This window comes from Cronobacter sp. 153480017-3, from assembly GCF_053627815.1.
Genome location: NZ_JBSEYN010000013.1, coordinates 1 through 13,444, shown reverse-complemented (window position 1 = coordinate 13,444; position 13,444 = coordinate 1). Strand labels below are relative to the sequence as shown.

At 55.1% G+C, this 13,444-nt stretch carries 12 protein-coding genes, 2 tRNA genes and 1 rRNA gene; 4 read left to right on the top strand and 11 right to left on the bottom strand.

Annotation, left to right across the window (positions count from 1 at the left end):
- Positions 1-32 precede the first annotated feature (32 nt).
- A complete protein-coding gene (ppiC, locus tag ACUW6V_RS19670) occupies positions 33-314 on the top strand; it encodes a peptidylprolyl isomerase PpiC (protein ID WP_001140255.1) in 282 nt (93 codons plus the stop codon).
- Positions 315-637: 323 nt separating this feature from the next.
- Here the strand turns inward: ppiC and ilvC are convergent, their stop codons facing one another.
- On the bottom strand, positions 638-2,113 hold the full coding sequence (gene ilvC, locus ACUW6V_RS19665; RefSeq protein ID WP_004387272.1) for a ketol-acid reductoisomerase: 1,476 nt from the start codon (positions 2,111-2,113) through the stop codon (positions 638-640).
- A 260-nt stretch (positions 2,114-2,373) separates the two neighbouring features.
- Between ilvC and ilvY the strand changes: the two genes are divergently transcribed.
- Entirely contained in the window at positions 2,374-3,267 is an 894-nt protein-coding gene (ilvY, locus tag ACUW6V_RS19660) for an HTH-type transcriptional activator IlvY (RefSeq protein WP_004387273.1), read from the top strand.
- Here the strand turns inward: ilvY and ilvA are convergent.
- From ilvA to ilvL, 6 genes are all read right to left on the bottom strand, one after another.
- Positions 3,264-4,808 (bottom strand): threonine ammonia-lyase, biosynthetic, encoded by a 1,545-nt coding sequence (gene ilvA / locus ACUW6V_RS19655; protein ID WP_104658979.1) that lies wholly within the window; start codon positions 4,806-4,808, stop codon positions 3,264-3,266. The genes ilvY and ilvA overlap by 4 nt on opposite strands.
- A gap of 2 nt (positions 4,809-4,810) precedes the next feature.
- A complete protein-coding gene (gene ilvD / locus ACUW6V_RS19650) occupies positions 4,811-6,661 on the bottom strand; it encodes a dihydroxy-acid dehydratase (protein WP_088278166.1) in 1,851 nt (616 codons plus the stop codon).
- A 64-nt stretch (positions 6,662-6,725) separates the two neighbouring features.
- Positions 6,726-7,655, bottom strand: a complete 930-nt coding sequence (locus ACUW6V_RS19645) for a branched-chain amino acid transaminase (protein ID WP_004387276.1) — start codon at positions 7,653-7,655, stop codon at positions 6,726-6,728.
- A gap of 20 nt (positions 7,656-7,675) precedes the next feature.
- Complete coding sequence (gene ilvM, locus ACUW6V_RS19640; protein ID WP_004387277.1) at positions 7,676-7,933, bottom strand: acetolactate synthase 2 small subunit; 258 nt, start codon at positions 7,931-7,933, stop codon at positions 7,676-7,678.
- Positions 7,930-9,576, bottom strand: a complete 1,647-nt coding sequence (ilvG, locus tag ACUW6V_RS19635; protein ID WP_105504539.1) for an acetolactate synthase 2 catalytic subunit — start codon at positions 9,574-9,576, stop codon at positions 7,930-7,932. Before ilvG ends, ilvM begins: the two co-directional genes overlap by 4 nt.
- Positions 9,577-9,714: 138 nt before the next feature.
- On the bottom strand, positions 9,715-9,813 hold the full coding sequence (gene ilvL / locus ACUW6V_RS19630; RefSeq protein WP_071601137.1) for an ilv operon leader peptide: 99 nt from the start codon (positions 9,811-9,813) through the stop codon (positions 9,715-9,717).
- Positions 9,814-10,164: 351 nt separating this feature from the next.
- Between ilvL and ACUW6V_RS19625 the strand changes: the two genes are divergently transcribed.
- The gene (locus ACUW6V_RS19625) at positions 10,165-11,685 is read left to right on the top strand and encodes a YifB family Mg chelatase-like AAA ATPase (protein ID WP_104674119.1); all 1,521 of its coding nucleotides are present in this window, start codon (positions 10,165-10,167) and stop codon (positions 11,683-11,685) included.
- Between the two features lie 78 nt (positions 11,686-11,763).
- Here the strand turns inward: ACUW6V_RS19625 and ACUW6V_RS19620 are convergent, their stop codons facing one another.
- The gene (locus ACUW6V_RS19620; RefSeq protein WP_004387280.1) at positions 11,764-12,102 is read right to left on the bottom strand and encodes a DUF413 domain-containing protein; all 339 of its coding nucleotides are present in this window, start codon (positions 12,100-12,102) and stop codon (positions 11,764-11,766) included.
- A gap of 107 nt (positions 12,103-12,209) precedes the next feature.
- On the opposite strand from ACUW6V_RS19620, the gene hdfR reads away from it, so the two are divergent.
- Positions 12,210-13,043: an HTH-type transcriptional regulator HdfR gene (gene hdfR / locus ACUW6V_RS19615; protein ID WP_012126064.1), complete on the top strand. Its 834-nt coding sequence runs from the start codon at positions 12,210-12,212 to the stop codon at positions 13,041-13,043.
- A gap of 98 nt (positions 13,044-13,141) precedes the next feature.
- On the opposite strand, the gene ACUW6V_RS19610 is transcribed toward hdfR, so the two are convergent.
- The 3 genes from ACUW6V_RS19610 to rrf form a co-directional block, all read right to left on the bottom strand.
- Positions 13,142-13,217 (bottom strand) — tRNA-Trp (locus ACUW6V_RS19610).
- Between the two features lie 8 nt (positions 13,218-13,225).
- Positions 13,226-13,302: transfer RNA gene (locus tag ACUW6V_RS19605), tRNA-Asp, on the bottom strand.
- 54 nt (positions 13,303-13,356) lie between these two features.
- Positions 13,357-13,444, bottom strand: a 5S ribosomal RNA gene (gene rrf / locus ACUW6V_RS19600); the annotation flags it as partial.

Sequence of the window (13,444 nt, the reverse complement as noted above, 5' to 3'; positions counted from 1 at the left end):
CCAGCGTTATCAACCCCACTCAAGGCACGATCATGGCAAAAACAGCAGCAGCACTGCATATCCTTGTTAAAGAAGAAAAACTGGCACTGGATCTGCTGGAGCAAATTAAAAACGGCGGCGATTTTGAAAAGCTGGCCAAGAAACACTCCATTTGCCCGTCGGGCAAAAAAGGCGGCCATTTAGGCGAATTCCGCCAGGGCCAGATGGTGCCGGCTTTCGATAAAGTGGTGTTCTCCTGCCCGGTGCTGGAGCCGACCGGCCCGCTGCATACGCAGTTTGGCTACCACATTATCAAGGTGCTGTACCGTAACTGATAAAAAGGCCTTCTCAAAGAGAAGGCCTTTTTTCTGGTGTTGATGGCAGGGAACGTCTCTTTGCGTCACGGCGGGTGCGCGATGCTTACCCGCCCTACAAAACTACGTTAACGCCACTACTTCAAAACGCTGGCGGCGGGTGCGCGGGCTTACCCGCCTGACAAAACCACGTTTACCCGCACGTAGGGTGGGTAAATGAAACGCACCCACCTTTTAATGGCCATGCCTGCGGCGGGTGTGCAGGGCTTACCCGCCTGACAAAACCACGTTTAACCATATGTAGGGTGGGTAAGTGAAACGCACCCACCTTTTAACAGTGCCGATTAGCCAGCGACCGCGATACGCTTCATGTCGGTCATATAACCGCGCAACTTCTGCCCCACTTTTTCAATCTCGTGGCTGCGAATCGCATCGTTAACGTCGCGCAGCTGCGCGTTATCCACCGCGGTACCTTCTACGGCTTTACCCAGATCGCCCGGCTGCAGTTTGGTCATAAATTCTTTCAGCAGCGGAACGGCTGCGTTAGCAAACAGATAGTTGCCATATTCCGCGGTGTCAGAAATAACCACGTTCATTTCATACAAACGCTTACGGGCGATGGTGTTGGCAATCAGCGGCAGCTCATGCAGGGACTCATAGTAGGCTGACTCTTCAATAATGCCCGCGGCGACCATGGTTTCAAACGCCAGCTCAACGCCCGCTTTCACCATCGCGATCATCAGCACGCCTTTATCGAAATACTCTTGCTCGCTGATTTTGCCTTCATACTGCGGCGCATTTTCAAACGCGGTTTTGCCAGTCTCTTCGCGCCAGGTCAGCAGTTTCTTATCATCATTTGCCCAGTCCGCCATCATGCCGGAAGAGAATTCACCGGAAATGATGTCGTCCATGTGTTTCTGGAACAGCGGCGCCATAATGGTTTTCAGCTGTTCGGAGAGCGCATAAGCGCGCAGTTTCGCCGGGTTAGAGAGGCGATCCATCATCAGCGTAATGCCGCCCTGCTTCAGCGCTTCGGTGATGGTTTCCCAGCCGAACTGAATCAGTTTTTCTGCATACGCCGGGTCTGTGCCCTCTTCCACCAGCTTGTCGAAGCACAGCAGAGAACCGGCCTGCAACATACCGCACAGAATGGTCTGCTCGCCCATCAGGTCAGATTTCACTTCCGCCACGAACGAAGACTCCAGCACGCCTGCACGGTGACCGCCGGTTGCCGCGGCCCACGCTTTGGCAATCGCCATGCCCTCGCCCTTCGGATCGTTTTCCGGGTGTACCGCGATAAGCGTCGGCACGCCGAAACCACGTTTGTACTCTTCACGCACCTCGGTGCCCGGACACTTCGGCGCTACCATCACGACGGTGATGTCTTTACGGATCTGCTCGCCTACTTCAACGATGTTAAAGCCGTGGGAGTAACCCAGCGCGGCACCGTCTTTCATCAGCGGCTGCACGGCGCGTACAACATCAGAGTGCTGTTTGTCCGGCGTCAGGTTAACGACCAGATCCGCCTGCGGGATCAGCTCTTCATAAGTGCCAACCTGAAAACCATTTTCCGTCGCCTTGCGCCAGGAGGCACGCTTCTCGGCAATGGCTTCTTTACGCAGTGCATAGGAAACATCCAGACCGGAATCACGCATGTTCAGCCCCTGGTTGAGCCCCTGCGCGCCGCAACCCACGATGACTACTTTTTTACCTTTGAGGTAGCCTGCGCCGTCGGCGAATTCATCGCGCGCCATAAAACGGCATTTGCCCAGTTGCGCCAGCTGCTGACGCAAATTCAAAGTATTGAAGTAGTTAGCCATGGTGATACCTCGTGATGTTGTCGTGTCTTATTGTTTGTTTATCGCGTCGTCAAAAGCGACGGTACAGATTTCAGGTTACAGGAAGGCGACGTTTTCGCGAGCCTTGTGCCGCAGGGTTGCGAGCCCGGTCAGAGAAAGCTCTCATCCCTGTGTCCTGAAACAGCGTAAAACCACTATATGACAGGAAATTCGTTGCGGAAATTGATATATTAACAACGTCACATTGCGTTTTATGCAACATATTTTAGGGAGCCGCTTCTGTGGATTTACGCGATCTGAAAATGTTCCTGCATCTGGCAGAGAGCCGCCATTTTGGCCGTAGTGCGCGGGCTATGCATGTCAGCCCCTCGACCTTGTCGCGCCAGATCCAACGGCTTGAAGAGGATCTCGGCCAGCCGCTGTTTATCCGCGATAATCGCGCCGTCACGCTGACCGAAGCAGGCGACGCGCTGCGCCAGTTCGCGCAGCAGACGCTGCTGCAATACCAGCAGTTGCGCCACGCTATCGATCAGCAGGGGCCGACGCTCTCAGGCGAACTGCACCTGTTTTGCTCGGTCACGGCAGCGTATAGCCATCTGCCGCCGATTCTCGATCGCTTTCGCGCAGAGCATCCTTCGGTGGAAATTAAGCTGACAACGGGCGACGCTGCCGACGCCGTGGAAAAGGTCAATTCTGGCGAGGCTGATATCGCTATCGCCGGTAAACCGGAAGCGCTGCCCGCGGCCGTCGCGTTTTCAATGCTGGAAAATCTCAGCGTGGTGCTGATAGCGCCAGCCCTGCCGTGCCCGGTGCGCGCACAGGTTTCCGCACCAGAGCCGGACTGGACGAAAGTGCCGTTTATCATGCCGGATCAGGGCCCGGTGCGGCGTCGCATTGAGCTGTGGTTTCGCCGCCATAAAATCAGCAATCCGTTTATTTACGCGACCGTTGCCGGGCACGAAGCGATGGTATCGATGGTCGCGCTGGGCTGCGGCGTGGCGTTGATACCCGAAGTCGTGCTGGAAAATAGCCCGGAACCGGTACGCAATCGCGTGCTGATACTTGAGCGCAGCGATGAAAAAACGCCGTTCGAGCTTGGCGTTTGCGCACAAAAAAAGCGGCTGCATGAGCCGCTTGTTGAAGCCTTCTGGAAACTTCTGCCGGGCTATCGTTAACCTGCCAGAAAGAACCGAAACGCCGGGTTGCCGGTTTCATCGTGACATTCGTAACCGAGTTCGTTGAGCCGGGTTTCGAAATCCGGCTCGTGCTCGCCAAGCTCAAAGGCGGCCAGCACACGGCCATAGTCAGTGCCGTGGCTGCGGTAGTGGAACAGCGAAATGTTCCAGTGCGTACCGAGCGTGTGCAGAAAACGCAGCAGCGCGCCTGGCGCCTCCGGGAATTCAAAGCTATACAGCCGCTCGCGTAGCGGCCGTGAGGGGCGCCCGCCGACCATGTAGCGGACATGCAGCTTCGCCATTTCGTCATCCGAGAGATCCACCACGCCATAACCGTCGCGGGTGAGTTGCTCAATGATCTCATGCCGCTCTTCCATACCGCGGCTGATCCGCACGCCGACAAAAATGCAGGCGTCTTTGGCGTCGGCAAAACGATAGTTAAACTCCGTGACCGCACGTCCGCCCAGTAACTGGCAGAATTTCAGGAAGCTGCCTTTCTCTTCCGGGATCGTCACCGCCAGCAGCGCCTCGCGCTGTTCGCCAAGCTCGCAGCGTTCAGAGACATAACGCAGCCCGTGGAAGTTCACGTTAGCACCGGATAGCACATGCGCCAGACGCTCGCCGCGAATATCATGCTGCGCGACGTACTTTTTCATACCCGCCAGCGCCAGCGCGCCGGAAGGCTCCGCCACCGCACGAACATCTTCAAACAGATCTTTCATCGCCGCGCAGATAGCGTCGCTATCGACGGTGATGATGTCGTCGAGATACTCCTGACACACACGGAACGTCTCGTCGCCGATGCGTTTCACCGCCACGCCTTCCGCGAAAAGCCCGACGCGCGGCAAATCAACTGGCTGGCCAGCCTCGAGCGCCGCTTTCAGGCAGGCAGAGTCGTCAGCTTCGACGGCGATCACTTTGATCTGCGGCATGAGTTGTTTGATCAACACCGCGACGCCTGCTGCGAGACCGCCACCGCCAACCGGCACAAAGACGCGATCGATATGCGCATCCTGCTGGAGTAACTCCAGCGCCAGCGTGCCCTGCCCGGCGATCACGGCCGGGTGATCGAACGGCGGCACGTAAGTAAAACCCTGCTGATGCGAAAGGGAAATCGCATGGGCTTTCGCCTCGTCGAAATTAGCCCCATGCAGTAATACTTCGCCGCCGAAACCGCGTACCGCATCCACTTTGATATCCGCCGTGGTGACCGGCATGACGATGAGCGATTTAATACCCAGACGCGATGCCGAAAGCGCTACGCCCTGCGCATGGTTGCCCGCAGAAGCGGTAATCACGCCACGCGCTTTCTGCTCACCGGTGAGATTCGCCATCATGGCGTAAGCGCCGCGCAGCTTAAAGCTGTGCACCGGTTGACGATCTTCGCGCTTCACCAGCACCACGTTATTTAACCGTGCCGACAGCTTCTCCATCTTTTGCAGCGGCGTGACCTGCGCCACTTCATAGACCGGAGAGCGCAGCACAGCGCGCAGATATTCCGCCCCGCAGGGGGCGGCAGAAAGGGGTTGCGACTCGGCCATCATCAGCCTCCCAGCTTCGATTTATCGCGTACCGCGCCTTTATCGGCACTCGTGGCAAGGCTTGCATAAGCGCGCAGCGCGAAGGAAACCTGACGCTCACGGTTACGCGGCGTCCAGGCATCTGCGCCCCGGGCCTCTTGCGCTTCACGACGCGCGGCAAGCTCTTGATCGCTCACTTCAAGCTGAATGCCACGATTCGGGATATCAATTGCAATGACGTCTCCGTCTTCAATCAGCGCGATGTTGCCGCCGCTCGCGGCTTCCGGCGAGACGTGACCGATAGAAAGCCCGGACGTACCGCCAGAGAAGCGGCCATCCGTGATAAGCGCACAGGCTTTACCGAGGCCCATCGATTTCAGGAAGCTGGTCGGGTAGAGCATCTCCTGCATACCCGGCCCGCCTTTCGGCCCTTCGTAGCGGATCACCACGACATCGCCCGCGATGACTTTACCGCCGAGGATGGCTTCTACCGCATCGTCCTGGCTTTCATAGACTTTCGCCGGACCGCGGAATACCAGGCTGCCTTCATCAACACCCGCCGTTTTTACGATGCAGCCATTTTCTGCGAAGTTGCCATACAGAACGGCAAGGCCGCCATCCTGGCTGTAGGCGTGTTCCAGCGAGCGGATGCAACCGTCCTGACGGTCATCGTCCAGCGAATCCCAGCGGCAGGATTGCGAAAACGCCTGCGTGGTGCGAATGCCTGCCGGGCCTGCACGGTACATCTCTTTTATCGCGCTATCCTGTGTGAGCATGACGTCGTACTGCTCAAGCGTCTGCGAAAGCGTCAGGCCCAGCACGTTATTCACGTCACGGTTCAGAAGACCTGCGCGGTCCAGTTCGCCGAGAATGCCGATAACCCCGCCCGCACGGTGAACATCTTCCATATGGTATTTCTGCGTGCTGGGCGCGACTTTGCACAGCTGAGGCACTTTACGGGAGAGACGGTCGATGTCGCTCATCGTGAAGTCGATTTCCGCCTCTTGTGCCGCCGCCAGCAGATGCAGAACGGTATTGGTGGAACCGCCCATCGCGATATCAAGCGTCATGGCGTTTTCAAACGCCGCTTTGCTCGCGATATTACGCGGCAACACGCTGGCGTCGTCCTGCTCGTAATAGCGTTTGGTGAGCGAAACGATACGTTTGCCCGCATTGATGAAGAGATCTTTACGATCGGCATGGGTCGCCAGCAGCGAGCCATTGCCCGGCTGCGACAGACCCAACGCTTCGGTCAGGCAGTTCATGGAGTTAGCGGTGAACATACCGGAGCAGGAGCCGCAGGTTGGGCAGGCGGAACGTTCTACTTGATCGCTCTGCTCATCGCTGACGTTCGGGTTCGCGCCCTGGATCATCGCATCGACCAGATCGAGCTTGATTATCTGATCGGAAAGTTTGGTTTTACCGGCTTCCATCGGACCGCCGGAGACAAAAATCACCGGAATGTTCAGACGCAGGGAGGCCATCAGCATCCCTGGGGTGATTTTGTCGCAGTTGGAGATACACACCATGGCGTCCGCACAGTGGGCGTTCACCATATATTCAACGGAGTCGGCAATCAGCTCGCGAGACGGCAGTGAATAGAGCATGCCGCCATGTCCCATGGCGATACCGTCATCCACCGCGATGGTATTGAACTCCTTCGCCACACCGCCAGCCGCCTCGATTTGCTCCGCAACCAGTTTGCCCAGATCGCGCAGATGCACATGGCCCGGTACAAACTGAGTAAAGGAGTTCACAACCGCGATAATTGGCTTGCCGAAATCGGCATCGGTCATTCCCGTGGCGCGCCATAAGGCGCGGGCACCCGCCATATTGCGGCCGTGCGTGGTGGTGGCAGAACGGTACTTAGGCATGCTTTTCACTCCAGTCTCTACAAAAGCCGGGCGGCTCAGGCCGCCCGTGCAGGTGTTATTGTGTTTACGGGTTAACCTGGTCCAGCCAGCCCCATTTATCTTCTGTCTCGCCGGTGAACAGGCCAAAGAATGCCTGCTGAACGCGTTTGGTGACCGGACCACAGCGGCCTTCGCCTACCTGAATACCGTCTACGCTGCGCACCGGTGTAATTTCCGCCGCCGTGCCGGACATAAACACTTCATCCGCCAGATATAGGGATTCACGGGAAAGCACCTGCTCACGTACTTCGATGCCCATATCTTTGGCAAGCTTGATGATGGCGTCACGGGTAATGCCTGGCAGCGCGGAAGACGTAAACGGAGGGGTGTAAATGACGCCATCTTTCACTTCAAACAGGTTTTCGCCTGCGCCTTCTGAGATATAGCCGTGAACGTCCAGCGCGATACCTTCCTGATAACCGTGACGACGCGCTTCGCTGCCAACCAACAGAGAGGAAAGGTAGTTACCGCCCGCTTTGGCGGCAGTTGGAATGGTATTAGGTGCCGCGCGGTTCCAGGAAGAGACCATCGCGTCGATGCCCTGATCCAGCGCTTCCGCACCCAGATACGCGCCCCACGGGAACGCAGCGATGATGACGTCTGTCTTGTAGCCCTCAGGCGGGTTAACACCCATACCGACATCGCCAACGAACACCAGCGGGCGGATGTACGCGCTGGTGAGTTTGTTTTCGCGAATGACCTGACGGCAGGCTTCCATTAACTCATCAACAGACTGGCTAACCGGGAAGCGATAAATCTTGGCGGAATCACGCAGGCGCTGCATATGTTCACGATGGCGGAATACCACCGGCCCTTTGTGCGAGTCGTAGCAGCGGATCCCTTCAAAGACTGATGTACCGTAGTGCAACGCATGAGACATGACGTGAACTTTCGCCTCGCCCCAGGGAACCATCTCGCCGTTGAACCAAATGTAATCAGCTTTTTTCGTCGTCATTTTTCTTCTTCCTTTTGCGCTCAGGCGCGGATTTGTTGTGATGTGGGTTGCTGGATCTCGACGCATGCGACATCGACCAGTTTGCTTAGCTGACTAAACAGTAATTCGACTGGGCGAGGGCTGGCAACGGTCAGCTCAATATTTATATTTTCCGCATTAGCGCCGGTCGCCATATTCATGGCGCAAATTTGAAAACCACGGTGACGCACCACGCGCAACACACGTTCCAGGGTTTCCGGGCGAAAGCGAGCCTGTACGGCGAGTTGATGTTGCATCATGATATTTTCTCCAGCATTTGTGAGTTGCTGGCGCCAGGAGGCACCAGAGGCCAGACGTTTTCAGCTTCATCGATTGAAACGTGCAGCAAGTAAGGACCTTCGCTGTTGAACATGGTCTCCAGCGCGGCCGCCACCTGGTCTTTACGGGTGATGCGCTGACCGGCAATACCAAAGGCGCTGGCCAGCGTCAGAAAATCAGGGTTATCAGACAGATTTGTTTCGCTGTACCGCTCCGAGAAGAAAAGCTGCTGCCACTGGCGCACCATTCCCAGACGCTGGTTATCCAGCAGAACGATTTTGAGCGGCAGCTGCTTGCGTTTCACGGTGCCCAGCTCCTGAATATTCATCATGAAGGAGCCGTCACCGGTTACACAGATAACGGTATCGCCAGGGCGAGCCACCTGCGCGCCGACAGCGGCTGGCAGGCCAAACCCCATCGTGCCAAGACCGCTTGAGGTGATGAAATTTTCCGGGCGGCTGAAGCGCATGTGCTGCGCTGCCCACATTTGATGCTGGCCTACATCGGTGGTCACCACGCTGTTTACCGGCTTGCGGTCCGAGAGCTGCTTTAACAACAGCGGGGCGAAAATGCCCTCACCCGGATGATCGTAACGCCAGTCATGATCGTGTCGCAGCGCGGCGACGCGATCGCGCCACGCATCGATAGCCATCGGGCGTTGCAGCGCGGGTAATAACGCGTTGAGATCGCCCTGCAACCCTACATGCGCCTGACGCAGCTTATTCAGTTCCGCCGGATCGATATCCATATGGATAACTTTGGCGTGGGGAGCAAAAGTATTGAGCTTGCCGGTGACGCGATCGTCAAAGCGTGCGCCAACCGCTATCAGCAAATCGCACTCCTGCACCGCCAGGTTCGCGGCTTTAGTACCGTGCATACCCAGCATGCCGACATACCACGGATAGCTCGCTTCTACAGCGCCAAGCCCTTTCAGCGTGACCGCGCAAGGGATTTGCGTTTGCGCCATAAATTCGCGCAGCGCAGGCACCGCCTGCGCCATGCCGACGCCACCGCCGACATAGAGCATGGGCTTTTCAGCCTGGCTCAGTAATGCACGAGCCTGCTCAAGCTCCGCCTGCGGTACGGCAAACGTGTCTTCAACACTGGAAAGCCACGGCTCAAGCTCACCGCTTGCCAGCTGAATATCTTTAGGAATATCGATCAGTACCGGGCCTGGCCGCCCCGAATTCGCCAGATGAAAAGCCTGGGACATGATTTCTGGCAGCTCGTCCAGAGACGTTACGAGGAAGCTGTGTTTGGTGCAGGCAAGCGACAGACCGAGTACGTCAACTTCCTGAAAGGCATCGGTACCGATAAGCGGCGCCGCGACCTGGCCGGTGATAGCCACAACGGGAACCGAATCCAGCAGCGCATCCGCAAGGCCTGTTATCAGGTTGGTCGCGCCCGGCCCGGAAGTAGCAATACATACGCCGGTTTTACCGGTGGCCCGCGCATAACCGATGGCCGCCATTGCTGCACCCTGCTCATGCCGACACAGTAGGTGTTCCACGCCGCCGTCGTATAACGCATCATAAACCGGCATTATCGCCCCGCCCGGATAGCCAAATACGGTATCCACTCCCTGAGCTCGCAAAGCATGTACCACCCACTGCGCACCATTCATAGTTAGTTCCCCGCCTTACAATGCGGACAACAGAATTTTATGCTACTACTCATTCTCTGTTCCTCGCTTAAGTTTTAGGTCATAAAAAAACCCCCGGACCTTTCGGTGCGGGGGTTTTCGATGATTCAGGCTTGATTTCTAAGCCTTTCTTCTTCCGAGTGCAGCCCCGCACGGTGGGTTAATAATCACCACCACGCTAATCACGACCAGGCTAATCACTAGTAGAAGGGTTGTCATTTCTGTATGCACTTACGTCATTTTCGAAGGAATACCTAAAGAGTTATCACAGAGAACAAAGCTGTGACAAGAAATATTTATGACGTGACACTGCAATACATTCAGCAAATCTATTAAAACCCAGCGTAATCAACCGGTAACGCGCATTGAAAATTTTTCAGGATTTTTCGCCATCGCAATGATAAGCGCAAAGCCTTTTCGAAGGGTGATTACGCTTTTGCGAGACGTCTCGTGCAAATTGAGAATGTGCAATTTTTTACGCTAAAAGGTTGCTATCTGCACCGAAAAAACACGAAATTTAACTCGATATGGCACCTCATTCTGACGATGATTTTGCTCTCAGGAGGTGTTATGTCGTTATCAGTTATTCATACCCGCGCTGCGCTTGGGGTTAAGGCGCCGCTCGTGACAGTTGAAGTACATATCAGCGCCGGGCTGCCCGGCCTGACTATTGTCGGCTTACCGGAAACCACCGTTAAAGAAGCCAGAGATCGCGTACGCAGCGCGCTTATCAATAGCGGTTATGAATTTCCGGCTAAAAAGGTAACCATCAATCTGGCACCGGCGGATCTACCTAAAGAAGGTGGGCGATATGATTTACCTATCGCCATCGCGCTTCTGGCCGCCTCTGAGCAATTGAGCGCATCCCATCTTGGTGAATATGAATTTGTAGGTGAGCTGGCGCTTACAGGCGCGCTGAGAGGCGTTCCCGGCGCAATTTCAGCCGCCATTGAGGCTCTGGGTTGTAAAAGGAAAATTATCGTCGCGCATGATAATGGCCCTGAAGTAGGACTCATCAATAAAGAGGGTTGCCTTGTGGCTTATCATCTACAGGAGGTCTGCGCCTTCCTGGAAGGAAAAACACAGCTGGAATGCGCTGAGCCATCCGGCTTTGAATTCAGAGAGCCGGCGGGAGATCTGGGCGAGGTTATCGGTCAACCACAGGGAAAGCGCGCGCTTGAGTTAACCGCAGCGGGTGGACATAACCTGCTTTTTATTGGGCCTCCTGGTACAGGTAAAACCATGCTTGCCAGTAGGCTCAATGGTTTACTGCCGCCTCTGAGCGACCAGGAGGCGCTGGAGAGCGCTGCTATACTCAGCCTGGTCAACCCCGTCTCTTTACACCATCAATGGCGTCAGCGTCCATTCAGGGCCCCTCACCATAGCGCATCGCTTAACGCCATGGTGGGCGGAGGAGCAATTCCTGCGCCAGGAGAGATCTCACTTGCCCATAATGGCGTGCTTTTTCTGGATGAGTTACCTGAGTTTGAACGTCGCGTACTGGATGCTTTACGCGAGCCGATTGAATCAGGGCAAATCCATCTTTCACGAACCAGGGCGAAATTAACCTATCCCGCGCGTTTTCAGCTTATTGCTGCCATGAATCCAAGTCCGACAGGGCACTACAAAGGCAATCACAATCGCTGCTCACCGGAGCAAACGCTGCGCTATCTTGGGCGGCTTTCCGGGCCATTTCTTGACAGGTTTGATCTCTCCCTTGAAATCCCGCTTCCCCCGCCAGGTATGCTTAGCCAGGCAGGACAGACCGGTGAAAGCAGCGCGCAAGTAAGGGAACGAGTCATTGTTAGCAGAGAACGTCAGCTTGCACGTCAGGGAAAACTCAATGCCATGCTGGATAACCGGGAAATACGTCAGTTTTGTGTGATTAGTCCGGAGGACGCGCAGTGGCTGGAGGCAGCATTAATCAAACTGGGGTTGTCGGTTCGCGCCTGGCAGCGTTTACTTAAAGTGGCACGCACGATTGCAGATTGTGAACAGAAACAATGGATTGGTCGTGAGCATCTTCAGGAGGCACTGAGCTATCGTGCAATAGACAGGATGCTGGCGCATTTACAAAACATGATGGCGTAGCGCGCATGAAAACTTTCAGCCCCCCTACGCAGACAGCAAGCGATACATAAAACGATGGGGCTTACGCCCCATGAGTAATTAGTCATCCGTCTCTACGAAATCGTCCATCCCTTCCATTTGCGGCTTACCGCCGGACAGGGTATGGAAACGCTTGGGACGTTTGATGCGGGTCATGTATTTAGACCACACGCGTTCTGCTTCAGTAGCAGGTTCGCGAATACCGCGACAGACTTCAACAAACTGTTTTTCTTCAGCAGTCACAGGCTCACGCTTGCCGAGATCCAGTTCATTAAAGGCATAGCCGTGACGCTCAAGCAGCTGTGCTTCTTTAATGGTGAAATCGCCATGGCGAGAGAACCCGCGCGGATAATATTTGTTGTCGAAAAATCGATTAGTCGTCGTAAAGCTTTCCGCCATCCTACACGCTCCTAATTCTCTTGGCCGAGCTATTTATGGCGCGGAGTATTAGTTACGCTTGACAGAGTGTAAAACAAAACATTTAAATCATTACGACAAATTTTTTTGTGGAGAAGGATGTGGATACCGACTTGCTGAAAACCTTTCTTGAAGTCAGCCGAACGCGCCATTTTGGCAGAGCGGCCGAAGCGCTGTACCTGACGCAGTCAGCGGTGAGCTTTCGCATCCGTCAGCTGGAAAACCAACTGGGTGTTAATCTTTTTACTCGTCATCGCAATAACATACGCCTGACGGCTGCGGGCGAAAGGCTTTTACCGTATGCCGAAAACCTGATGAATATCTGGCAGACTGCACGCAAAGATGTTGCGCAGACATCACGGCATAATCTCTTCTCTATTGGTGCCAGCGCATCGCTCTGGGAATGTATGCTCTCAGGGTGGCTGACAAGGCTTTATCTGGAAAAGAGTGGAATGCAGTTTGAAGCACGTATCGCCCAGCGTCAGTCTCTGGTGAAACAGTTGCATGAGCGTCAGTTAGACCTGCTTATTACTACTGAAGCACCCAAAATGGATGAATTCTCCAGCCAGCTACTGGGACATTTTGCGTTAGGCCTTTACTGCGCGCTGCCAGATCAGAGTAAAAGTAGTCTTCATTATTTACGACTTGAATGGGGGCCTGACTTTCAGCAGCACGAAGCAGGGTTAGTTACGCCAGAAGATATTCCCGTACTGACAACCAGCTCCGCTGATATCGCCAGAAAAATGCTGCCGGAGCTACACGGCTGTACCTGGTTACCGGTGAATTGGGTCAAAGAGAAAAGTGATTTACATCCGGTGGTGGATAGCGCAACGCTATCTCGTCCACTTTATGCTATCTGGCTGCAGAACAGTGATAAAAACAATAGCATAAAAGATCTCTTAAAGATCCCAGTTATTGCTTAGCGTTCTGCGATTAATTGCAAAGGAAAGATCGGGCAGAAGGGGGATATTGTGCGGAAAAAAGATAAAAAAAATCCTTAGCCGAAGCTAAGGATAATTTCTGGCAGGGGCGGAGGGACTCGAACCCCCAACACCCGGTTTTGGAGACCGGTGCTCTACCAATTGAACTACGCCCCTAAATAGGGTGGCGGAACGGACGGGACTCGAACCCGCGACCCCCTGCGTGACAGGCAGGTATTCTAACCGACTGAACTACCGCTCCACCGAATTTCTTCACACCACCGGATTATCGTTCCGGCTTACTGCTTAATTTGATGCCTGGCAGTTCCCTACTCTCGCATGGGGAGGCCCCACACTACCATCGGCGCTACGGCGTTTCACTTCTGAGTTCGGCATGGGGTCAG

Coding starts and splice junctions, on each gene's coding strand:
- ppiC (WP_001140255.1), top strand. CDS start 33: ATGGCAAAAACAGCAGCAGCACTGCATATCCTTGTTAAAGAAGAAAAA.
- ilvC (WP_004387272.1), bottom strand. CDS start 2,113: ATGGCTAACTACTTCAATACTTTGAATTTGCGTCAGCAGCTGGCGCAA.
- ilvA (WP_104658979.1), bottom strand. CDS start 4,808: ATGGCCGAGTCGCAACCCCTTTCTGCCGCCCCCTGCGGGGCGGAATAT.
- ilvD (WP_088278166.1), bottom strand. CDS start 6,661: ATGCCTAAGTACCGTTCTGCCACCACCACGCACGGCCGCAATATGGCG.
- ACUW6V_RS19645 (WP_004387276.1), bottom strand. CDS start 7,655: ATGACGACGAAAAAAGCTGATTACATTTGGTTCAACGGCGAGATGGTT.
- ilvM (WP_004387277.1), bottom strand. CDS start 7,933: ATGATGCAACATCAACTCGCCGTACAGGCTCGCTTTCGCCCGGAAACC.
- ilvG (WP_105504539.1), bottom strand. CDS start 9,576: ATGAATGGTGCGCAGTGGGTGGTACATGCTTTGCGAGCTCAGGGAGTG.
- ilvL (WP_071601137.1), bottom strand. CDS start 9,813: ATGACAACCCTTCTACTAGTGATTAGCCTGGTCGTGATTAGCGTGGTG.
- ACUW6V_RS19625 (WP_104674119.1), top strand. CDS start 10,165: ATGTCGTTATCAGTTATTCATACCCGCGCTGCGCTTGGGGTTAAGGCG.
- ACUW6V_RS19620 (WP_004387280.1), bottom strand. CDS start 12,102: ATGGCGGAAAGCTTTACGACGACTAATCGATTTTTCGACAACAAATAT.